Origin of the sequence: Vibrio sp. IB15 (genome assembly GCF_016406055.1) — a bacterium.
Classification (GTDB): Bacteria; Pseudomonadota; Gammaproteobacteria; order Enterobacterales; family Vibrionaceae; genus Vibrio; species Vibrio chagasii.
Window position 1 is genome coordinate 1 of sequence record NZ_JAEFCE010000003.1, and the last position, 22,027, is coordinate 22,027.

16 protein-coding genes are annotated in these 22,027 nt (G+C 41.2%); 7 read left to right on the forward strand and 9 right to left on the reverse strand.

The features are described 5' to 3' along the window. Positions 1–201: 201 nt before the first annotated feature. Both JC606_RS01485 and JC606_RS01490 read left to right on the forward strand, forming a co-directional pair. Complete coding sequence (locus JC606_RS01485; RefSeq protein ID WP_137408441.1) at positions 202–633, forward strand: hypothetical protein; 432 nt, start codon at positions 202–204, stop codon at positions 631–633. 292 nt (positions 634–925) lie between these two features. After that, positions 926–1,456, forward strand: a complete 531-nt coding sequence (locus JC606_RS01490) for a hypothetical protein (RefSeq protein ID WP_137408440.1) — start codon at positions 926–928, stop codon at positions 1,454–1,456. 122 nt (positions 1,457–1,578) lie between these two features. Here JC606_RS01490 and JC606_RS01495 read toward each other — a convergent pair whose 3' ends face one another. Continuing rightward, complete coding sequence (locus tag JC606_RS01495; protein WP_137408439.1) at positions 1,579–4,047, reverse strand: PAS domain-containing hybrid sensor histidine kinase/response regulator; 2,469 nt, start codon at positions 4,045–4,047, stop codon at positions 1,579–1,581. A 208-nt stretch (positions 4,048–4,255) separates the two neighbouring features. Between JC606_RS01495 and JC606_RS01500 the strand changes: the two genes are divergently transcribed. Further along, on the forward strand, positions 4,256–4,726 hold the full coding sequence (locus JC606_RS01500; RefSeq protein ID WP_137408438.1) for an arsenate reductase/protein-tyrosine-phosphatase family protein: 471 nt from the start codon (positions 4,256–4,258) through the stop codon (positions 4,724–4,726). A gap of 33 nt (positions 4,727–4,759) precedes the next feature. On the opposite strand, the gene JC606_RS01505 is transcribed toward JC606_RS01500, so the two are convergent. Then, positions 4,760–5,215 (reverse strand): Lrp/AsnC family transcriptional regulator, encoded by a 456-nt coding sequence (locus tag JC606_RS01505; RefSeq protein WP_137408437.1) that lies wholly within the window; start codon positions 5,213–5,215, stop codon positions 4,760–4,762. Between the two features lie 142 nt (positions 5,216–5,357). On the opposite strand from JC606_RS01505, the gene JC606_RS01510 reads away from it, so the two are divergent. Further along, positions 5,358–7,169, forward strand: coding sequence for a trans-sulfuration enzyme family protein (locus JC606_RS01510; RefSeq protein ID WP_198777648.1), 1,812 nt, complete (start codon positions 5,358–5,360; stop codon positions 7,167–7,169). Between the two features lie 105 nt (positions 7,170–7,274). On the opposite strand, the gene JC606_RS01515 is transcribed toward JC606_RS01510, so the two are convergent. From JC606_RS01515 to JC606_RS01535, 5 genes are all read right to left on the reverse strand, one after another. Beyond that, a complete protein-coding gene (locus JC606_RS01515; RefSeq protein WP_102424774.1) occupies positions 7,275–8,378 on the reverse strand; it encodes a flavin monoamine oxidase family protein in 1,104 nt (367 codons plus the stop codon). 319 nt (positions 8,379–8,697) lie between these two features. Next, a complete protein-coding gene (locus JC606_RS01520; protein WP_198777649.1) occupies positions 8,698–10,254 on the reverse strand; it encodes a M85 family metallopeptidase in 1,557 nt (518 codons plus the stop codon). Between the two features lie 707 nt (positions 10,255–10,961). After that, positions 10,962–12,056, reverse strand: coding sequence for a methyl-accepting chemotaxis protein (locus JC606_RS01525; RefSeq protein ID WP_198777650.1), 1,095 nt, complete (start codon positions 12,054–12,056; stop codon positions 10,962–10,964). Positions 12,057–12,755: 699 nt separating this feature from the next. Then, entirely contained in the window at positions 12,756–13,235 is a 480-nt protein-coding gene (locus JC606_RS01530; protein WP_137408433.1) for a hypothetical protein, read from the reverse strand. Positions 13,236–13,247: 12 nt separating this feature from the next. Next, positions 13,248–15,356, reverse strand: coding sequence for an LruC domain-containing protein (locus JC606_RS01535; protein WP_198777651.1), 2,109 nt, complete (start codon positions 15,354–15,356; stop codon positions 13,248–13,250). Positions 15,357–15,978: 622 nt separating this feature from the next. Between JC606_RS01535 and JC606_RS01540 the strand changes: the two genes are divergently transcribed. Next, positions 15,979–19,410, forward strand: coding sequence for a dual specificity protein phosphatase family protein (locus JC606_RS01540; RefSeq protein ID WP_198777652.1), 3,432 nt, complete (start codon positions 15,979–15,981; stop codon positions 19,408–19,410). A 124-nt stretch (positions 19,411–19,534) separates the two neighbouring features. On the opposite strand, the gene accD is transcribed toward JC606_RS01540, so the two are convergent. Continuing rightward, positions 19,535–20,425, reverse strand: coding sequence for an acetyl-CoA carboxylase, carboxyltransferase subunit beta (gene accD, locus JC606_RS01545; protein ID WP_198777653.1), 891 nt, complete (start codon positions 20,423–20,425; stop codon positions 19,535–19,537). 116 nt (positions 20,426–20,541) lie between these two features. On the opposite strand from accD, the gene JC606_RS01550 reads away from it, so the two are divergent. Both JC606_RS01550 and rcnR read left to right on the forward strand, forming a co-directional pair. Then, on the forward strand, positions 20,542–21,441 hold the full coding sequence (locus JC606_RS01550; RefSeq protein ID WP_198777654.1) for a LysR family transcriptional regulator: 900 nt from the start codon (positions 20,542–20,544) through the stop codon (positions 21,439–21,441). 125 nt (positions 21,442–21,566) lie between these two features. After that, entirely contained in the window at positions 21,567–21,842 is a 276-nt protein-coding gene (gene rcnR, locus JC606_RS01555; protein ID WP_008223718.1) for a Ni(II)/Co(II)-binding transcriptional repressor RcnR, read from the forward strand. A gap of 8 nt (positions 21,843–21,850) precedes the next feature. Here rcnR and JC606_RS01560 read toward each other — a convergent pair whose 3' ends face one another. Beyond that, positions 21,851–22,027, reverse strand: coding sequence for a DUF1289 domain-containing protein (locus JC606_RS01560; RefSeq protein ID WP_063524636.1), 177 nt, complete (start codon positions 22,025–22,027; stop codon positions 21,851–21,853).

The window sequence follows — 22,027 nt, forward strand, 5'->3', positions numbered from 1 at the left end:
AAAGGTCAGAGAACCACGGTTAATGAGTGATGGTTATATTGCTTCCAGTTGGTTATATTGCTTCCAGTTGGTTGTTTTGTAACGAGGTTTAGGCATAGAGCTACGAGAGGTAGTGGACGTAGCTGATCAGATCGTAGGCTCTGGATTTAGTTCCATTGAATTACGCAACAAAGCCTCTCAGAGTCGGTGATAGAACAAGATATGTCACCAACTCTAACAGTGCAGTTTGAAGACCAGTCGAATATTCAGGCGAACAAATTTTTGGAGGAAACATTTAAAGCGTTTATTGATCGTGATAAGTCTCACCTAAAATCGATGATATCTGAAAGTTTTGTTCAGAAATTTGGTGATGACAAAAACACACATGATGAATTTATTCAACATGCGTCCGTTTTAACCGAACAGCTGACTAGAATGGATATTGTGTTTGAAGATGTAAACGTTGATGCTGATGGGACTGTCTCAGAGATACACACTGTCGAGGTTACCAAGAACGATGGTAGTCGAGCTAAATTCAAGCTCTACGCTTTTTATTATTTCGATCATATGGGAACGGTTAAGTTAATCGATGAACTATCGATTCAAATCGAAGGTGCAGTAGAGGATCAAGATATGGGGTCAAGAACACGATAAAGTAAAATTTTCACCTCAGGTAAAATGGAAGATAATTTCATTTATATCAGGTCATTAAATACTGTTATGACTTTATATTTTATGATTTATATCGTATCTACATGCTATCTATGCTGTGTCATTATTCAAAGATTCAAAGCTGTTGTTGAAAGTGTTTATAGATAAAATTAAATTTAATTTCTTTGATTTACGGGCGGATAACTCCATTTTAGTGATTTGTTTTAATTATCTATTGAATGGCACAGATATAAATCTTATATATTAACTTCAATTGAATTTTGAGTGAAATATTGTGTTGTCAAATAAGATAAAAAGTTCGTTTCTACCTTTAGTCATTTTTAGCTCGTGTGTTGCTGCAGAAAGCGAATTTGTCATTGAAGACATTTTAGATGGGCAGCAAGTTTCGCATTTTGCCTTAGGTGATACCGATGGGGATGGTTCCGATGAAATAATTTTTATGGACCAATATGGAAACGTAAAAATAGCCAAAAATTTAACAAACCCAAATACGCTCAATATGTTAGTTAATACAAGGTGGAGTTTGTCGGAAAATTGGAAGTTACAATTTCTTGATCAAGCTTATCCGAGTACAGATATCCGCGTTGCCATGACTTATGAACATAATGGTAATGTATTTAAATCAGGTACAGGGCTCGCTTCTAAGAAAGATGGGAAAATAGAGGTAAACATCAATGGTTTTTCTGGAAATCCAGCAGTGACGATTAATTATGTCTCTGTTGCAAAAGGAACAATGAAGGGTAGTTATAAAGATATTCAGTATAGTGGTTCAAGAAGTTATCCGATGAATGCACGTAAAGAATAATCATTACCTAAGTTAGCGTAACTTATATGCGCTGATCTTGTTTAATTATTTCTATTATTGGTTTCTTTCAGACTAAACGTAAATCAAGGTAAAGCAAGCTCTGACCCAGCTTGTTTTACCTATTATTTTATTTGCTTGAGGTAACGAGAAAGTGCCTCCACTAAGTCTGACTTAATCAGTGGTTTCGTTAACACTTCATTTGCACCTGCCTCAATAAAAGCTAGAGTTGATGTTTGCATGATATCGGCAGTCCAGCCAAAAATAACAAGGTCATCATGTCCTGCTTGTCGTATTTTTCGAACTGTTTCCAAACCATTCATTTCCGGCATATGGTTATCAATAATGAATAGGTTGAAAGCGCCTGATTCTAAGTGCGTTAAAGCCTCAAAGCCACTATTACAGGTAACGCACTCTACGTTTAATTTATCCAAGAATCCTTTGGCGATGATAAGGTTCATTTTATTGTCATCTGTCACAAGAATCTTAAATGGAGACAGATCGACTTGCTCTGTTATTGGATGCTTATCATCTTCAGCCTCAATTGATGGTAGGTTTATGACAAAGCTGAACTTGCTTCCTGTACCAAGCTCGCTTTGTACAGTAAGTTTGCCGTTCATCAAGGTCACAAGTTTATGGCAAATTGCCAATCCAAGTCCGGTCCCACCATAGTGCCGAGTTGTTGAGACGTCTGCTTGTTCAAACTCATTAAAGATTGAGCTCAGTCTTTCTGCTGGGATGCCGATTCCTGTGTCTTCGACCATAAACCTCATCGCTGAGTGAGCCAGTGGATTGATGCTGACAGTAATTGAACCGCTCGCTGTAAACTTCAATGCGTTCCCAACTAAATTTAGAATGACTTGTCGTATCCGAACTGAATCGCCCCTGTAGACAGAGGACGTATTGCTGTTATCTAGTAAAGAAAACTCAATCCCTTTTTCTGAACATAAGGTTTGATAAGTGTTTAATACGGGATTAATGACGTCGCACATTTTGAATGAATGCGGATCAATTTCTAAACTGTCATTCTCTATTTTGGCTAAGTCTAGAATATCGTTAAGAATGGCAATTAAGTGCTCGCCTGAGTCGAGTGCTAACTGAAGAACTTCCCTTTGCTCAGCTTTTTCCAAGTCTTCAACCAACATTTGTAGAATACCCAGCAAGCCATTCATTGGAGTTCTAATTTCATGACTCATTGTCGCCAAGAATAGTGATTTTGCATCATTTGCCTGGCGTGCATTATTTGCTTGTTCTTCTAACTCCTTCTCAAGCTGCTTAAATTCTGTGATATCACGTTCAATGGCGATAAAGCGTTCGACGTCACCTTTCACATTCCTTAAAGGTACGATATCAATATCAATCCAGTAGGACGTTTTGTCGATCGCGTAATTCAATATTTCCGCTTTAACTTGGTTCCCCTGTTGAATCGCAGAACCTATTCGATTTGCCGTGCTAACAGAAGTCCCTTCACCTTGTAGAAATGAGCCTGGTCTTAACCCTTTAATGGAGTCTAAGCGATAACCTGTCATTCGTTCAAAAGCGCTGTTTACCCATTCTATACGCCCCTTATTATCAGTTATCACAACGCCATCTCTGGCTGTCTTGACTACGGTGGCAAGAAGGTGACTTTCTCGTTCTTGCTCTGCTAACCGCTTGTTTGATTCCTCTAGTAGCTTTTTAGAACCTGCCAATTCTTTATGTGGGTTAACGAACAATTTTTGCCCGAGAAAAAACACTAAAACAGAGCTGAGTACTAAGACAATCAAAAGCCCATTTAACAGCTCCTTCTGTAAGCTTGAGAGCTGGTCGGTAACAAATAAGCGGCTTACCCCTTGGGTTAATACTAAGCCTCCTCTTGTTAAAGCCGTTTGAGTCAATAACCAGTCTTCTTCACTGTATTTATTTTTAATTGGTATGTGTGAATCATGGCCATGTGAGTGTGTATGCGAGTCATCTTCTCCAATAAGAGATGCTATCGGTGAGCTTATTTGACTGAGCTCGTACCAACGCTCTCGGTTCGTGACAAACGAGCCAAAGAAATCATCATAATCGACAGCGGTTTCACCATATAGCACGCCTACGAAATCACTGCCTTGAAGTAAAGACATAAATAGTTTGAGACAAATATGATTGGTGTCATCGTGCAAAAGGTACAGAATGCGATCGTCGACTTCTTGATTCGCAATTGCTTCAAAGATAGCTTGCTCTTGCTTTGATGCAGGGTGACGAAACGTATCTTCAAACAACAGCTGACCGGTGCGGTCTCGCACGGCAAATTGCATTGATTGGTTCTGTCCCTTGAATCGTTCAAGATGAAATGAGAGCCGTTCTATATTTGAGACCGATACTGCGTCGATGACCCCTTGGTATTGCGAAGCTAAAACAATGCGGTCTTCTGCAACCTCGAGATACTTTTCCATAAAAATTTTGGCAGATTCAAGCTCAAAGCGACTGTTACCGCTTTGCAGTTGTTTTACGGTCGATTGGCTGTGATTAGAGAGCACATAAAGTGAAATGCCGCCGTAGGTCAAAGACGTGAGCAAGAGAAATAGTACAAGCAACACTTTAGGGCTGATTAAAGATAGCTTAGTCATACTTAAATGACTTCCATGTTATTTTTGGGAGTTATATGAAAAATATAGGATAGATATCTTGTTTATGGGCTTGTTTATCCTTTTTGTCGAATAGAATGGGCGATGACTAATTCCATCCTCATTGCCCTTGATTAGCCGAGATATTGCAAAACTTCCTTAAATATCTATGTTTAATATAGGAATACCAATACAAAATGGTCATTAAAGTATGGATGCCACTCCAGTCAAAGTTTTGTTTGTGTGCGTGAAGAAAGGTGTAAGAGCGGCTATCGCCAAAGCGATTGTCGAGCTGCAATCTAATGGGATGATACACGCGAGTTGCTGTGGTTTTGAGCCCGGGCCAACCCCCCAAGTTCTCTTAGATGAGTTGTCTAACATGCTTGACGTTGCAATAATTGGCGAGAGTAAAACACTATTTGAATACAAAAAGACCAATGAAAAATTTGACTACGTGATTACGCTTTGCGACCAAGCAAGTAATGAGCAGTGTCACTTGTTTATTGGATGTGTCAACCTGGTTTGCTCTCACGTACCTCATAGGCTCCATTGGGCTATCCCAAATCTGGTTGCTGCACTAGAGCTATCAGGTAGCGAAAGGACCCAGTTTGTAAGAAAGGTTGTAGAACAGATTGATCTCAAAGTGACGCAACTTGTCGCAATCGCACAAACAGAAGGCTAAATGGTCTCTCAGTTTTCATAAAAGAGGATTTACTTACCTTACTGGTAATTTGGTTTTTGTCTTTACCTGTCCAAAGGCGAAGCTGGATTCAATCGAAGCAATATTGGGCAGGCGAGTTAAATGTTTGCGAATAAACTGCTCGTAGCTTTTTAGAGACTCACTCACCACATGCAATAGGTAGTCGTGATTCCCAGTCATTAGAAAGCACTCTAACACTTCATCTATCGCTTCAATGTGCTGCTCAAAGTCTCGCATGTTATCTTCAGTCGGCTTTTCAAGCTTTACCAACACAAACACGTTTACGGGCAGGCCGCACGCTTCTTGGTCGACACTGGCGTGATAGCCACGAATGATCCCTTGCTTTTCTAGTGCTCGAACTCTGCGTAGACAAGGGGAGGGGGAAAGCGCGACGCGGTCAGCTAACTCTTGATTGGTGAGTCGTGCGTTGCTTTGCAGTTCAGCCAGTATCTTTTTGTCGATCTCATCCATTGGCATATTCCATCAATATCAAACAATATTCGGCAATATTATTGCTCAAAGTGTATGTATTACTTCTTAAATAGCAATCTTTAACATCTATGTAACACTAAAATTAAAGGAGATACAACAAGGATGGAATGACTTAGCAATTATGAATACTGCAACTCAACTTAGCCCACTGCGAAAAACCACCAAACATGAACAAGCAGAAGCCCTTGCCATTGAGCAAGCAAAACACTTTGGTATTGATCTAAGCAGCGATTACGGCACCACGCTGGTGGAATTGGCGACGACACTGTACACAGCCAATACCAAGACCCACGATCTTTGGGCTTTGACGGTTGATGGCCTTTCAGAGCTGGATAAGAGTGACCGTATCGCTTGGTTTAACGCCAAACGCTTTTTGTCGTTCCAGATCGCTAAGATCCTCGATAACCTGCAAAACCCGATGCGTGCGACTTACCAGTCTATTACGACTAACAATGGTAATTTCGCCTCAAAAGGGGCGTATCCTATTTTCGACAATGTGGCAGCTATCTTTTCTGCCAGCCCGGTTATTACTCGCACGGCGACTTATCTGTTTGCCTGTACTGAGTGGATTGAAGATGCGTTCAACGGTAAAGAGCCACTTCACGATATTTACTCTCGATTGCTGAACCCAACATCAATCTCTCTGGCAAACCATATGGTTGATCTTGAAGCAGGATCGAGAGCCAACGAGTACCTTGCTTGGAACTTTAACTCGGGGATGGCGGCCATAGATGGCTTACTAAGTCACTTGCTAGGTCATGAAGATATTGTTTTGGCTTCACGCAACATCTACGGCGGTTCTTATCAGCTGTTAGAAGATTGGTTTGGTAAACCTTCGAACCTCAATGTCGCTGTCGAGTGGGTGGATGGTTACTCCGGTGACAATTTTGCGGCTCGCCTTGATGAGGTCGCACACAAGTATGCTGATCGCCTCGCTGCAGGTAAGAAGATCTATGTCTATCTTGAGTCACCGTGTAACCCACATGGTTACGTGTTAGATGTCGCCAACATTAGTAAGGTGACTCATTCTCGTGGTTGGGATGTGATTGTGGATTCGACTGTAGGTACGCCGCTGTTACACCCAGTTCTCAAGCGTGATGATGTGATGGAAAGGCCGGATTACGTGATTCACTCGTATACCAAAGAGCTGGCCGGATCTGGCACCACCACAGCAGGTGTGGTGATTGGGCGCAACGAGACCATGTTTGTGCCAAAAGGAGAGGAAGTGACTTTCACCAAGCCCAATGGTGAGGGGGTGACGATTCCTTGGAATGAAACCCTGTTTTGGAATGTGTATTACATTAAAGGTGCCTTCTTAGATGCAGACAAAGCGTTTGAGGTGCTCAATGGCATGAAAACTTATGAGATGCGTGTGGTGCAGAAAACCATTAATACGCTGACTCTAGCGAAAATTTTTGATGCTCACCCAGACATTAATGTGTCGTGTCCTGCTTTGCCAGACAGTGATAACTACGAACACTGTCGAAACAATATGTACTTAGGGCTGCCAGCCGCACTGTTTACTATCGATATGGAAGGGAATGGTAATCGAGCACCAATCAATCGAGATGGATTTAAGCAGTTCTTCGACATGCTTGAACCCGCTATCGGTATGCAAGTAAGTCTTGGGCAAACCAATACGGTGGCGCTGTGTCCTGCATTGACCACTCACTCAGAACTGAGCGACGAGGCACTCAATGAGGCGGGAATCAAGCCAACGACGATGCGCATCTCGATTGGTTTAGAAGATCCTCGCATGTTCATTGCACACATAATCGAAGCCGCTAAGTTATCGATTGACCGTAAACATGTTGATTTCTCATCGAGCTTCCCAAGTAACGAGCATATCGACAAGATCTATATGCAAACTTATATGGACGTGCACCAAAGGTTTGTGAAGAGTCTGCCTAAGTTCAGTCAGCTGAGTCAGTAAAGGCGGTTAGAATTTCGCGAAAGCGACTCAAAATGATGAGTAAGCGCCCTCTTTATTTAATAAAATTAGGGCGCTTTAGATTTATCAGATATTTATATCAGTAATCTAGTTTTTCCGTGTAGCAATCTCTTGAATTACACGCTCTGCCGCTTCTAAGGCACCTTCGATAAATCCTCCAAACTCTTTTGCAGATTCAGTACCTGCAAAATAAATGCCCTGTTTTTCTAGTCGTTCTAACGAAGTATGCAACCCATATTGAGGATGAGTGGAAGGGGGCAATTGATCCTCTTCAACGGCTGTGTAAATTTCTTTTGACCAGTCTAACAGCTTCACTTCGGTGGTGTTGTAAGCTTCTGGACCATAGATCCTTGAAAGCTGTTCAACCGCCATGGTTTTTAATTGTGCAGTACCTAGCTTCATTCGTGTTTCGGCATTGAAACCTACAAACCCGAATAGAGCAGCATGCCCATTTTCAGCACTCGCATCATGAATTTCCACCAGTGGGCCAATTTGACTATTTGCGTACCCTGATAATCCATTCTTCCGCCAGAACGGTTTATCATAAAGTGCGAAGAATTTCGCATGGGCGGCCATCCATGTGGGTGCTCTTTTCAGAGCTTCGAGTGCTTTTGTTGGAAGTGCAGGGGAAAAGCGAATGTTATTTGCAATTAAACGGTGAGGAAGTGCAAGAATAATGTTTTCACTTTCTAAGCGTATGGCCTTTTTTTGGTGGAGAACATCTAATGCAAATCCTTGGCTCTCAGTATGATTAACTCCTTGTAATTGATGCCCACACTTAATGTTATCTTGGTTAAGAAGTGCAGCAACGCCCATGGTTAATTGTGCTATACCCCCAGAAACTCTCATGGACTGAGGTGCGGAAAAGAATTGATTAGGTACTTTGCGAACCCCCTTACCTCCCGCCTGCTCTAGCATCATGTCGCCCGTTTCGTATTGTTCTATGATTGGTAGTGATAGGCTATCGACAAGTCTCATAACTCGCTGATTTATTTGAGGCCAAAACCAAGAAGGGCCAAGATCAAATTGGTCACTTGGACTTGTTGCAGTCAAGCTCGAAGATGATAAGACTCTACCGCCGAGCCTTTCTCTAGCTTCTAGTAATAAGTAGCTATAACCAGTTTTTTCTAGGTATGCTGCTGTGTAGAGGCCGCTTAATCCGCCTCCTATTATAATAAAATCGTATTTCATTGCTTGCCTTATATTTGCCTATCTATCGATAGGTAGTTTAGGCTTTTTTAAATTCTATGGCAATACCTATCAGTAGGTAGGTAAAAGTGAAGTTTTCTATTTGAAATATTCTTGATATGAACTTCTTATGAAAGGACACATTTCGACGGCTTTAAAGTGTCGAAATGAGATTCTATGTAGCTTATGCGCTAGCTATTGCAAAAGCTACCGAGCGTCAATAATTACTTTTAAGCTAGCTTGTTATTATAAGGATTGTTGGAAGCTTTAAGGCAGCAGAAAGTGGTTCTGCTGCTTTTGTCTTTGGTGCATCTGAGGGAGTTTATAAAGAAAATTGGGGGGCATCACTATCCATTGATAACACTGAGTGATTGAGCAGGCGTTCATCCCAATCATCTTGTGACTCGTACTGCCACTGTCCGTTGGTATAGACAAATGACCAACCAGAACCAAGTCCTCCAGTTATAGGGTCCGTTATAACGAGTGCGACGGGCCTGCCATTTAGATCAAAAAACATCTGACCAGCGTATCTAATTGTGTGCCAGTTAGTGCCCGCGAGAGTGGTAAAATTATCACTCTTGGTACTGTTGTTTATATCTCTTCCTACGACGCCAATGGAAAATGAACCATCGTTAAATCGAATTCCATATGGATTGTAGATGTCATTACCCTGAGCTTGTTCCTGACCGTATCCATACAAACCAAATCCCAATAGATGCTTCCAAGCGGATGCTTTATACCACGACTTCCAGGACGCCCAGTTTTTATTGTAAAAGCCGCCGCCATTTTTAGCTCTTAAAAATGCAAGTTTTGCGACAGACAAGTTCAGGTTGATCAGATCCCTCTTAATAAGAAACTGTCCTCCTTCAAAGTGAATAGAATCACTTATCGGCTTAGCTCGATCCTTCACATCAAAACTGCATTGGTCTGAGTTACTTGCGCTAGCGCCTTTAAAGAAAGCAGCCCCCATACTAAAGTCGTCGTCATCAAAGTTAGGGCGATCAGGTAAGTCTACATTCATTGATGAGCAGAACGAAGTGAGTAAACTAAAACTCGTAGAAGCCTTTGAGCCTCTTGCGATAATCGATATTCTTTGCAGTAATGCAGATGCCTCTGAAGGGTGTCTATTAATGGTTTGAATTAAAGCAGAAAAGTTTCTTTCTTTTAATGCTTGTACTCTGGAGGGATCTCCATATCCTGAGAAAGTGGGGATTGGCCAATTAAGCTCATTTGCCACATTTTGAGCTAAAATCTCGGTAGGACCATGTCTGTTCAGACTATCGGTGTCAGATGAACCTGTAATATGATGAATTACCTCATGAATTAATGCTTCTTGCCACCATGGGTAGTCGCTTGAATGGATGCTAGGTGCGACGCCTATATTCACGACAGGTGTACCATAGTCGTTCTCGCGAGCTTCATGGCTTGCAATAATTGGCACTTGTTCAGCATCAGAATCTTCGATATCGTCAATTTCTACTTCATCAACATCGGAAAAATCTCCTTCGCGCTCTTCATTAACCTCGTATTCATTGGTGAAGAGAATTTGCCCTACATTTTCTTCGTTATTATGAAGACCAAAAGAAATAGCATGTTGAAATGTTGGCGAATTAAATAGCGCATCTATTAATGTGTATTCTATTGAAGCTGCTGTATGGCGATCGATAATACTTCCATAGCTAGAAACGACCGATTGTGTTATTGCTGAAGAAATAGCTGCTCTTTGAGTACGTGTTAGAGGTTGCTGCATACCAGTGTTGACGACATAGTTAGCATAATCATCACTGTCACGCTCGGGCTTTTCACTTTCAGCAAATGCATCTCTTGGGGTAACAACAGTTAATATCAGGGTTGCAAGTAATACTGGATACTTAAGCATGTTAAACTCAACGCATATTGGGTGGAGTTATATTATTTACTTATCGAAAGCTAAATCAAGTGTTGAAGTGCAAAAATGGGCTTACACTACGAGTCAATCGAACTTAAAAGATTGTAAAGGAATATTCACTTAATTCTCGTATATTCCGTAAAGGAAAATGTTCGGTTGAGCACAAACACGCAGAGTTCTCATTGATCTTTCCGAGTGGTTGCGGTATCGCCGAAATCTATAATTCGGCTAGACATGCCAGGCGACTCTAAAGGGAGCCATTGATTGCAGCGCTTGCAAGTAAAGCAACTCAGGGGCCAAAGGTAACTAAAAAAGTTAACCCACTGATAAGTAGCAGAGAGCTGACAGCTTGAGTTAAACCCCATGCGGTCGCGGCAATAGCAAAACGAGTTCAATGCTTTGGGTTCGAAGAGTCAAGTCTAAAGATTAAAGCGGCTGGCATTGTCATCAGTACGGTAATTACAGCAGTTGTTTGATTAAATAAAACTACTAAACCAAGAAACAACATAATGCCGCTAGTGGTAAAAAGTAGAAGGTTGATTGTAGGAGAATCCCAACTTTTACTAACAAATCCAATTGTTTAGCGGCACTCTACAACTATAGGGTGCCACGCATAAAATTTGAAGATATCAAGATGCTTGGAATTGACCTACTAGTTGGATCTCTGGTCTGGTCGGTATATGTTGGCTCGACAAAAACTACATTGATTCAGTTTCTATAATTTCATTCATTAAACGATCAATTTGGAACACGACTTGGATACTCGCCTCTTCCATTGCTTGAACCGCTGTGATTACGCCTTTTGTATCCCCCGAGGCTGCTTGACTCATGGCTTTTCGACCATTGTCATGTACCTGTTTGTGTGGCTCTTCAAGCAATTGATAGCTTCTCAAATGATTGTAAGCTTTACCATCACCGCGATAATACCATTGTCCTAAGCGACACTCTGAGTGAGTATTGATGGTTTCAGTGAATGAACCACTTTGGAGTAGACGGTAGGTGTTATTTTTCCAGATAGCGTGGTCGAGTTTGACCGAATCCAAGAATGCACGAGTAGAAGCAATATGAATCACTTGCTTCATGTTTTCCGACTTCACAACCACTTCGTTAACAATAGAGCTTATTTGCGCGGAAGATGCTGACACTTCTTCAGCGCAAACTTGGTTCTCCCCAATTGAGATCTTTATCGCGTTTACTTGCACCAAGACTTGCTTGACTAATGAGTCAATTTTTTCGCTAGCTTCACTGGCCTTACCTGCAAGGGTTCTTACTTCGTCAGCGACGACTGCAAATCCGCGTCCAGCCTCACCTGCGCGCGCGGCTTCAATAGCTGCGTTTAATGCTAAAAGGTTAGTTTGATCTGAAATCTCTTGGATAGTCGATACAAGGTTAGAAATAGCACCAGCTGTATGATCCAAAATATCGACAGATTGAATGCTTTGAGACGCCTGATCGCTGATCTTAATTGCTCGGTTGTCTAAGCGTACTAATGCTTGATGTGTTTGTTTAAACATATCATCCAGCTGTTGAAGCTCTTGGTTTTCATGGGCCATCGATTTAGCACTTTCAACCATCTCTTTTTGAATGGTTTTGAGCATATCTCCACCTTTCAAGCAATTAGACATCATTTCACTGCTGTTGTGATGTTGTTGATGTGTCGATTGAGCAAGGTTTTGCGACTTATTTAATTTTATTTCGAGAGCATTAATATCAGAATGATACTTCTTTTTTAGTTCGGCGAGTTGTTTTTTAAGTGATTGGTTTTCTAGTTTTATTGTTTTTATTCCAAACATAAAATACCTATATGTATAAATTAAAAATTTATTGTCGATGCTGATAATATTGGTTTTGTTGATAACTTACTGTTTTTAAAGGTAATAAGAATCTGCGAGATTGTAACAAAATAATACAATGTTGTTAGTCTAAATAGCTTGATTAGGTGATCTGATTAGTAGAAATTATTTACAGTTACTTGTACTAATATTGAACGCGATTTACTTGGAATCCAACTTAAAGACTTAGACCTCATACTAGTTACCATTAGGGCTTCCGTTCTGCGAGTTGTTATTTTACGATAACTTGCTCAAAGACATGAGCATACATAGAGTTAAGTTTTCACTTTGACTCAATGCTTATTTTGAAAGCTTAATAGTGAGCAGATTGATAGAGAACAGCTTTGTTCGTTTCTTGGAATAAAAGGAGTGTTGAGCATTCTTTCTCCCTTGATGTTAATCATATCTGTTTATTATCATGACAACGGTTTTGTTGTTTGAGTGTGATACAAAACATCCAATACAGTTGGAGATCGCCTCCCATGGCCAGGTGGGACACAATGAAGCCTTTAAATCGATGAAAGTACTGTGCTATTTCTCTTGTATTTTGGTTAGTGTTGGCTTTTTTGTACTTCTAGTGCTTGTATAAAGAAAGTCGCATATTCGAAGGAATAATGCGACTTTCAAGGACAAAAGGCCGTTATTGACTGTTATGGAGGGTCAATATGTAAAGGTTTGATCGTTTGGTGAAATAACGCGTCTTATAGGATCGGTTCCATCGTAAAACCAAATTTCAACCAGTAAACTCTTCTGGCTATCAGACATGTTAAAGTCAAACTTCGCCTTACCACTATCTAGAGGAACAGAGACCACTTTGCTTTGATAATCCGCTTTATAGTGTCCCGAACTTTCTTCTTGGTATTGCTTATACAAGCTTAAATGCGCGCGTTGTGAAGAAAAATCACTAATATCGACATCCAGTGAACCAGTCTTTACTGGATCGTAGTTAAACCCTGCCGGAATCACTAAATCCTGCATGGTTGGATTGTGTTCTTGTGATGCTAATATCGGCTCAGCTGTTGGAGGGTGACTAACATCACTGCTCGCATCTGGAGTGTTAGCGCCAGAGCTATCACCTCCAGAACCACCCCCACATGCGGTAAGCAAAATTCCTGTCAGAACTATTAATAAGTATTTCATAATATTTTCTCTCTATGGAAGATTATAGGTTTTGCCGGCTGCTGGTGATTGGTGCCAATTCTCATCTGTGACACCCCCTGATTCAGCCCAAGCTTGGAACTCTGGATAAGCGTCAACGATATCAATGTATTCAAGTGGCCACTCCCAATCTTCCATTATTAGTAGCGCCCACGGAAGGTATGTTGCAGTTTTAAAGTAGTTGTTTGAACCATTTAAGCTGGCATCGACACCAATACCATACAAGCTTGTATCAAATTGCTCGGTAGGTGCTTGTCCTGGGAGGTGAACCTCCCAAGTTCTGCCTGGATGGAATGGGAGCCCTTCGCCGTGATAAGTGTTTGGTGTCGCAAATATGAATGGGTCGTACGGCATGCCGGTAATTGACGAGCGATCAGAGCCTTCGGTAAAATAGACCTCTAAGGTAAAGCTAAACAAAGAGGCACTCGTATCACAGCCCGTTTCTGTTCTAAAGAAAGTACAGCCGCTACTATTGTTTGCGTGCACACTCATGTCTTCACCGATGATAAATATTGCTTCATCGGATATGCTTTCTAAGCCGTTAGAGGGTTGTTCAACACCATCAAACTTCAACGTAGTCAACGTTGATTCAATGCTGCTTCGTGTGATGCCTGGCAGTCGAATAGCAAAGCCATTTTGATACGTTGCCCCATAGGACACCAGCTTCCCTGAAATTTTTATAATTTCAACATGAGTGGCCAATGTGGTTTCCGTAATTTGGAGATCAACTATGACGTCGTTCATGTCATAATCTGCCGTGTACGGCCAGTTGTCCTCAAAGGCGACGGAAGCATAGTCGTCAGCACTTGGGAAATACTCAACGGCGTAGCCATTTGCAGTGATGGTAATGGGGTGGTCTTCTACCTCACCAGACGTTGAACCACCGTTGTAGCTAAGCCCTGTTTGCTGACTGAAACGAAAACGGCTCCAGCTTGTCCCTGCTGTAGCAGACTGAGAGACGATGAATGGTAGAGAGTTGCTACCAGCATTGAGCAGCGTGTCAGTGAAGACTTGCTCTCCCGCATCCTCAAAGTCACCGTCTCGGTTCCAATCAAACCAAGCAGATAAGTAACCAGATGAGGACGCCGTTACCTCAATAACTGAACTTAATCCAGGATCTAGGGCTGCGACGAAACCAATGCCATCTTCATCGGCTGTACCAACGGCATTATCGTCTGTAAGAGCCCCAGAATCACCATCAGGAGAGATGCTACCCAGATAAGTCACACCATCTATGTCATGTCGGGGACCATTTGACGCCAACGTAGTACTGTAAGTGTCAGGGGCATCACCAAAATCAATGTTAGAGTTAGTTGGAACCGCGTCTGCACTAGCGCATCGTGCACCATCATTTGAACCGGATGCCGGACCATTTGCAAAAAAAACACCGTTAACATTCGTTATGTTTGTCGGGTCAGTTAAATCGACTCTGTAGATATTACCGGAACTATTACTGGCGGCGTAAAGGTAGCCGGCACCGTCAAAATAAAGTGCACCAAAGCTATTTCCTCCCAACCCGGTATCACCTAAATTCGTTCTAGCTCCGTCCGAGCGAAGGTATTCGAACAAATCACCGGTATTATTGTCGATACCGTAAATTTTTCCGTTATTTGGGTGGATTGCGATATCTGCGTGGTTGGCTTTGGTGCTGTTGTAAGTTTTGACGGTTTGCATGGTTAAGCTTGCAGAGGAGTTTGACGTTAAGGGGGCTAAGTTAATTTTGAAGATACCTTTCGTTTTGTTGTAGAAATAGAGATAGTCGTCATAGACATCACCGGCGATGAAACTGTAATTAGGCAAATTTGAAACAGTTACCTCTGATGCTAGAAAATCACTGCCCATCCTCAAAACCCTAGAGCCAGTGCTGTCGTAGCCATATAGGTATCCGTCATTCTCACTGAAACCTGCCGCATTAAAGCCAGACTGCCCCAAGCCAATACTTGCTGTCTCTAAGTTGTTGTTACCTGTCACTAAGTCAACGGAATACACTGAGGCTGGCTTACCTTGTATTAGGTAAGCATCACTTGGGCAAGACGTAAATGGTCCTGCCATACTCACTGAACTCGCTGTCAGTCCTGCTGCTATAACCAATAGTCGTTTCATGCTAAGTCCCTTTTGTTTGTCTAAGCATCTATGGGGTTGTCTAAGTGAGTATGAAACTTCTATGCCAGTTATTACTTCATGTTTTATATACTGTTTTTTTTAGGGGTATCGCAATTGTCATAATGATAGTCAAAAAAGGAGTGGATTAACGCATGCTACGTTTCCACAACACTTGAGCAAAAGCCCATGTTCGCTCATTGGTAACGGTTGTTAGATTAGTAAAGGATAAATGTTATCCTTTTTAGAATTATTCAACTGTTCCGTTTTTATTATTAAATTAGATGGACCCAAAAACTAAAAGTATTATTCATATATACATGCTTTAACTGTAAGGCATTGCTGTATATAGTATTTACTTAATATTAAGATGGTATATCTGGGAATTAATTTGACTATTAACTTGTTTTAAATCATTTGAGATGATAAATATGAATGAGATTCGGTTTTTCATTATTTTGGTGAATTTAAGCTTTTTCTAATTCTTGGCGATCTAATTTTTGGAATATATAAATTAGTAAATTAGTAAATTACTGATTGTTGATATAAATAAAGGTGTTTAAATTTTCATATAATGTAAGTTATCATCAATATCCCAATTAAAATATCAATAAGGAAATAGCTTGTGTTATTAAGTAGTTCACATAGAGATGTGGATATTAAAGAAATTGAAGTTATATGCTCAAATAGTGATAGCAACCTAGAAAAAATACAAAAAATGTCTCAAATTCTAGAAGTTGTTAACAAGGAGCTTGCTGAGTATAGATCTCTTTCTTTAAAGGATTACAAGGCTATCGATGATAAGTACTACGTAAGGCACTATATAGTCAGCAAGATTAATGATTTAAATAGCTTGATTTTCATACAAAACTTGAAAGTAAGTGTGATGAACACGATTAGCTATCGATATAAAAGTGATGAAAAATCTAGAAATCTCGCTGTTAAATCAAGCATTGCGAGAACAATGATTTATATCGAAAACCTTCTCGAGCGTCGCGATGAAGGCCTGTTAGGGGAACCATTGAACAGTGCAATCACGAGTTTAAAGTACAGCGAAAGTAGTTTGTACTTTAGGTTAGAAAGCGCTCTTATTTATACGTTTTTTAAAGCAGAGAAGCGCCGAGTATTGTTTGCACTCAGCAATTCAGGTTTCAAAGAAGAGATTAAGCTTATTCCCGAGTCGGGTGCTAAAATCTCACAGAAAAAAGTAGACGCTATCGTACAAAGAGCATTGAGTGGGAATATTCACGACAGCTTAGATGAATTTAATATAGCTAAAGTACTTAGTGATGCTACGAGAGAGGTAGAGATCTATCATGATTGTTCTCAACGTGATGATAAAGCTGCTTTTCGTTTAGCTTTGGTGAAAATGACAGCAATATCTGATGAGATGAGCGCTTCATTGGATTATTTGGATGAAACCTTCGACCAAATATTATTAAAAAATAATATACCTAAGAAGGTTCTGATCCGAGATGAGTCTAAGGATGGTCTAGAGTTTCAGGTAATGGATACCATGGCGTTATTTTACAGCGACACTATCAAGCTAGACGACATTATTGTTTATGAAAAACCTCAAGTAGTAGAACGATTTAATGATGTTATTCATTTAATTAGTGTACTTTCTGAAGTCATGGAGCTGGAGGGGGATGAAAGCCAATCAACTCTCGCTATTGAAAAGATAGTAGGTAGAGAAAATTTCAACTCGGACAGTCAATATTATGCGCAGTTTGTTGAATATAAAAACTCTGATTTCGAGCAGGATTTGGACACTCTGATTCGTGACCAATCAATCTATCAAAGTGACTTGAATAGCAATGTCAGCATTATTTCATCCGCAGATATAATACTGCCTTTCTACAGTAAGAATGCGATTAAAAATATTCTTGATGACTACGTGGTTGGTAAAGCAGAGGGTATTGCTGAAGCGTATCGATTGGTCGAAGAGAAATTTCCGAACTGTGATGATTCAGTGAAGGCTTTCATTGCTCTGTTTGCTAATTTGTTTATGTCTGCTCCGACGACAGAGGCTATATCTTTAGCGATAAAACCAGCGGTGCTGATGCTGCAAACTCATCTAGGTATGAGCGGCAGAATTGTTCTCGCTAAAGATAGCAACCATCGCCACTTCTTAGTCAGCACATTTGCATTCCATCACCGAGTGACTTACCTAGGTGGGGCCGATAATGAGCTTGTTACTCAGTTGATTGAAGTGTTGCCTAAACCGGATGAGAACTGGAAAGATGTATCATACGAAGCGTTAAACGCTATCTTCTTTAAATTGAACATTCCAACAGGTTTTGACGACACTCAGGAGCAACCTAAACCTTTCTTACTGCGCAATCATAGATTTGATAACTTTATGTGGGACGCAGTACAAGAGACGACGCTCCTTAAATTTAACCTGATTGCTCAGTCGTTTAAAAAGGTAGGTACCAAAAAACAGTTCCAAGAGAATTATCTTTTGAAAGATTTGGTTGCAAATGAGTTTAAGTTATCTCTGAGCGACAAATTGGTCGAAATGAAGGAAGTTCTGTTTACTGAAAGCTCAATGGAAGCTGCATTAAACAACAAGGTTCCGTTCTTACAAGTCGCGCAGAAGATGATAAACGATCCTGATTATGAAGTAGATATTCAAGATGTTGAGTCGATTTTTCTTGATTCAATTGTACTTCTAGCAGACATCATTCCCATTTTTTCCCCGATTGCTAAGGCGTTGAACGTTAACCTCTCTGTTGTTGTAAATGCTTGTGTAGTGAAAAATATTAGAGTGATTCGTTTATCTAAAACGGCCTTCATGAGGAGCGTTGTAAACGATATCTCTGACGAATTTATACGCCGTTCTAAATTTATATCGAGCGATGCCATCGGCGATCTAAAAAGTAAGATAAGAGCGATTAAAAAGTACAAGTTCCTGAAAGAAACCAGTGAACGTTTAGAAACCATCAAAACGATGGGTTTAAGTGGTGGTGCGGGCAGCTTTAAAGTGAATAGTGCTTACGGTGCCTCTTCTGGAAACGTTGTACTTGAGACGTTTGACTGGTGTTTTAATGGAAAAGGACCCGTTGGAAAAGTCGTATCGGATAATCAGATTCCATTGCCAGCTCAGCCTGAAGTTTTTCAATCTATTATCGATGAAAAGGTCTCTATAGTAAGGCAGGCGGATGAACCGATTCTGATTTCTGGTTGGCGTTCTCCACAAACTGGCCGCATTCATATTCTGGATGGACAGCACAGGTTTATTGCCGCAGCGAAGCTGGGGATTCCCGTTGAAGTAAAAATCAAAAAGTTCGGTACTGTACCAACCCAGGTAGATTGGAGTGGCACTAAGTTTAGCCAATCTACCCCTGCAAAGTACAAGATAAAAGGTGTTCAGAAGCCGATATTCAAAAAAGCTATCGTTCAAAAGTCTACTAACACTAAGGGGAAAGTTGAGAACATACACATTCACCCCGAGCTTAGGATTGGTTCGATTGGTCGACCTAATAAAAACTATTCTACTGGCGCGCAGCTGATGACGTTTTGTGAAAACCTAAAACAAAACAATGTCTCGGCATTGATCTCCCTTGATTCTGGGATGTCGGCAAGAGAGATCGTATCACTAACTAAGCAACTAGCGAGTCACAATATCGAGTATATCTCTAACAAGACGACGTATATTAAGGACTTCTTTTCAATCAAAGCCCTTACACAGCCTTTAAGTGAAGATATCGATGGTCTAGCGAATCGGGTACTGGACTTATTGAGTACACGCGAAGGGAATGTGTTAGTCCATTGTGCGTTAGGTGATGGTCGCTCTGGTATGGTTAAGTCGGCAGTGATAATGAAACAAATGTTCAACGAGAGCCGTTTAGACTTGAGTAATGTGCTCGAGGGGACTAAGGCTTACGTCAAACCTTCCATCGAATCCGAACAAGCCGTTTTATCATATTTGGATGTGAAAAATAGCATTGATACGATTCGTAAAACTCATCCAAAAGCACTCGAACGTTCTGATGATATAGAGGTTTTAAATCAATACCTTGAATATCTTCAAAACAAGAGTGCCACGGTATAATTGACCTTGTACTCGTCTCCGCAGTGATGCTGAGCTGTTAGGTTACACTGCCTCCTCGAATAAGTAATCGAGTGGGGCAGTGGTTAAATCAATCGTGGAAAAATAAATAGGGCTTAGAGCTGCTCTATATTAAGTGCCTTCGCTCTTTCAGCTCACGCTTTTGATGGGTGGTGTTGGTCATCATGGCGATAAGTCTTGCCACTTTTTTACGCATGTTGCGCCTATCTACAATCATGTCTAAAGCACCATGTTCGAGTAAGAATTCACTCTGTTGAAAACCTTCAGGTAGCTTTTCCCGTACCGTTTGTTCAATGACTCTTCGACCCGCGAACCCGATTCTCGCTCTAGGCTCACCGATATTGATATCGCCCAGCATGGCTAAACTGGCTGAGACACCGCCAAAGGTTTGGTCGGTGAGTACCGAGATATAGGGCAGTTTAGCTTCAGACAATCGTTTGAGCGCAGCGCTGGTTTTCGCCATTTGCATCAACGCCATGAGTGATTCTTGCATGCGCGCCCCCCCGCAGGCTGAAAAACATACCAGTGCGCAGTTTGATTCAATTGCTTCATTGACTGCATCCACAAATCGAGCGCCTACAACGGATCCCATTGACCCAGCCATAAAAGCAAATTCGAAAGCACATGCGACAACTGGCATTCCAAGTAGCTCGCCCTTCATCACGACCAGTGCATCTTTTTCTCCTGTACTTTTTTGTGCAGAGGCCAGTCGCTCGGTATAGCGTTTGTTGTCTTTAAAACTGAGCAGATCTATTGGTAGATATTGAGTGCCTAACTCCGTTCGCTCGCTGTTATCGAGAAATGTGTCTAAGCGAAGACGTGCTGTCATGCGCATATGATGCCCACATTTTGGACACACCTGTAGGTTTTCCTTGAGTGCGATATGGTACAAGGTTTGAGTACAAGAAGGGCAGCTGATCCAGACACCTTCTGGGATTGACACTTTACGATTACTTTTTAAGTTATTCTTATTCAATAGTTTTTCTAGCCAGCTCATGGATAACCTTTATTCCCATCGTTCGAGTGATGAATATTGTATAAGCCTGATTTTGGTAATAAAGTGGCAATATTTGGCTTTATAATCCAATAATATGGGATTATTTGTGAGGAGATATGCTGGATAAAATTGATCAGCAATGGCTAAAGAGTTTTCATTGTGTTTATGAGAATAATAGCTTCAAAAGAGCGGCAGAATTTCTGTGTTTACCGACTTCAAATGTTAGCCGACATATTGCGTTGTTAGAGCAACAACTAGACGTAAGACTGTTTGTGAGAAGCACGCGTCGTATTGCTCCAACGGAAGCTGGAGAGCATCTTTATAAGCGCACGCAGCCCTTGTTGGATAAACTCAACCAGGCGATAGAAGAGGTCACACAACACTCTCAAGAGGTGCAGGGGCAGTTAAACATCTTAATGCCGGACTCTGCCGAATTAGCTCAAGCTGTCATTGCCTTTTGCAACCAGTACCCATCCATATCACTGTGTTGTGATACCAGCATCAGTCCAAAAGAGGACTTGATCGATGGCTTTGACGTTATTGTCAGTTTTCATAGAGGAAAGCTAGAAGACAACAGCTGGATCGCTAAAGAAATCCAACGCTGGCCGAGTGTTGTCGTTGCCTCACCTAAACTACTTCAAAGCTGCTCAAAACCGTTTCAGATTACAGATTTAAAACACGTGCCTTGTATCAGTAGCTTTACCGCACTGAACGGTACACCTTGGGTTTTTACAGACGATAATGGTGAATGGGTAACGCAGCGAGTCAAATCAGCATTTAAGGTTAATAGTGGTCAGCTTGCTAAGGCTGGAGCATTGGCCGGTTTAGGCTTTGCGATACTACCAGCTGAACTTTGTTGTGAAGAGATTGAAGCTGGTGAACTAGAAATCGTAGAACTCGAATATCAGCCTGCAGACTTAGTTCTGTATGCGTTTTATGCCTCAAGAAAACACATAGCGAAGAAGGTTCCCGCCTTTATAACGCATTTGCAGCAGCGTGCGAAAACAAAGCAGTAGGCCATTCGAGCCTTACTCTTGCTTAGAAAGCGTATTGCGGGTACTGAAAAACTACCCCCCAGTATCGCTAAAGTGCTACATTACAGGTTAACCGCTTGTTTTTAATTACCTTGAGTACCTACGTTATGTCACATACCGCCAAAGATCAGAAAAAACTAAAGGCCCGAGTTAGTAAAATACAAGGTCAGGTCAATGGTTTGAAAAAGATGCTCGATAACGACGAGCAACAGTGCCAAGACGTACTGCAGCAAATCGCAGCGATTCGTGGCGCAGTGAATGGCTTGATGAGGGAGGTCATTAAAGGTCATCTTCTAGAGCATGTGGTACTAGAAGATGACAAAGTTCAGCGTGAAGAAGATATGGAAGTGGTACTGAAAGTATTGGATTCATACATCAAATAGCGCTTGGTTTAGCGGTTCATTTGAGCCTTTCTTTTTACTAGCTCTTTCTTGAGAACATTAACAGCGTAAGGCTTCATTGATTTCCAAGCCTTACACTCTTCTCGTGTTCTACCACAGCCTAAACACCACCCTTTACTGTGTGAAAAGTCGCACATATCAATACAAGGGCTTTTCTGTTTTTTCAT

Coding starts and splice junctions, on each gene's coding strand:
- JC606_RS01485 (WP_137408441.1), top strand. CDS start 202: ATGTCACCAACTCTAACAGTGCAGTTTGAAGACCAGTCGAATATTCAG.
- JC606_RS01495 (WP_137408439.1), bottom strand. CDS start 4,047: ATGACTAAGCTATCTTTAATCAGCCCTAAAGTGTTGCTTGTACTATTT.
- JC606_RS01500 (WP_137408438.1), top strand. CDS start 4,256: ATGGATGCCACTCCAGTCAAAGTTTTGTTTGTGTGCGTGAAGAAAGGT.
- JC606_RS01505 (WP_137408437.1), bottom strand. CDS start 5,215: ATGGATGAGATCGACAAAAAGATACTGGCTGAACTGCAAAGCAACGCA.
- JC606_RS01510 (WP_198777648.1), top strand. CDS start 5,358: ATGAATACTGCAACTCAACTTAGCCCACTGCGAAAAACCACCAAACAT.
- JC606_RS01515 (WP_102424774.1), bottom strand. CDS start 8,378: ATGAAATACGATTTTATTATAATAGGAGGCGGATTAAGCGGCCTCTAC.
- JC606_RS01520 (WP_198777649.1), bottom strand. CDS start 10,254: ATGCTTAAGTATCCAGTATTACTTGCAACCCTGATATTAACTGTTGTT.
- JC606_RS01525 (WP_198777650.1), bottom strand. CDS start 12,056: ATGTTTGGAATAAAAACAATAAAACTAGAAAACCAATCACTTAAAAAA.
- JC606_RS01530 (WP_137408433.1), bottom strand. CDS start 13,235: ATGAAATACTTATTAATAGTTCTGACAGGAATTTTGCTTACCGCATGT.
- JC606_RS01535 (WP_198777651.1), bottom strand. CDS start 15,356: ATGAAACGACTATTGGTTATAGCAGCAGGACTGACAGCGAGTTCAGTG.
- accD (WP_198777653.1), bottom strand. CDS start 20,425: ATGAGCTGGCTAGAAAAACTATTGAATAAGAATAACTTAAAAAGTAAT.
- JC606_RS01550 (WP_198777654.1), top strand. CDS start 20,542: ATGCTGGATAAAATTGATCAGCAATGGCTAAAGAGTTTTCATTGTGTT.
- rcnR (WP_008223718.1), top strand. CDS start 21,567: ATGTCACATACCGCCAAAGATCAGAAAAAACTAAAGGCCCGAGTTAGT.
- JC606_RS01560 (WP_063524636.1), bottom strand. CDS start 22,027: ATGAAAAAACAGAAAAGCCCTTGTATTGATATGTGCGACTTTTCACAC.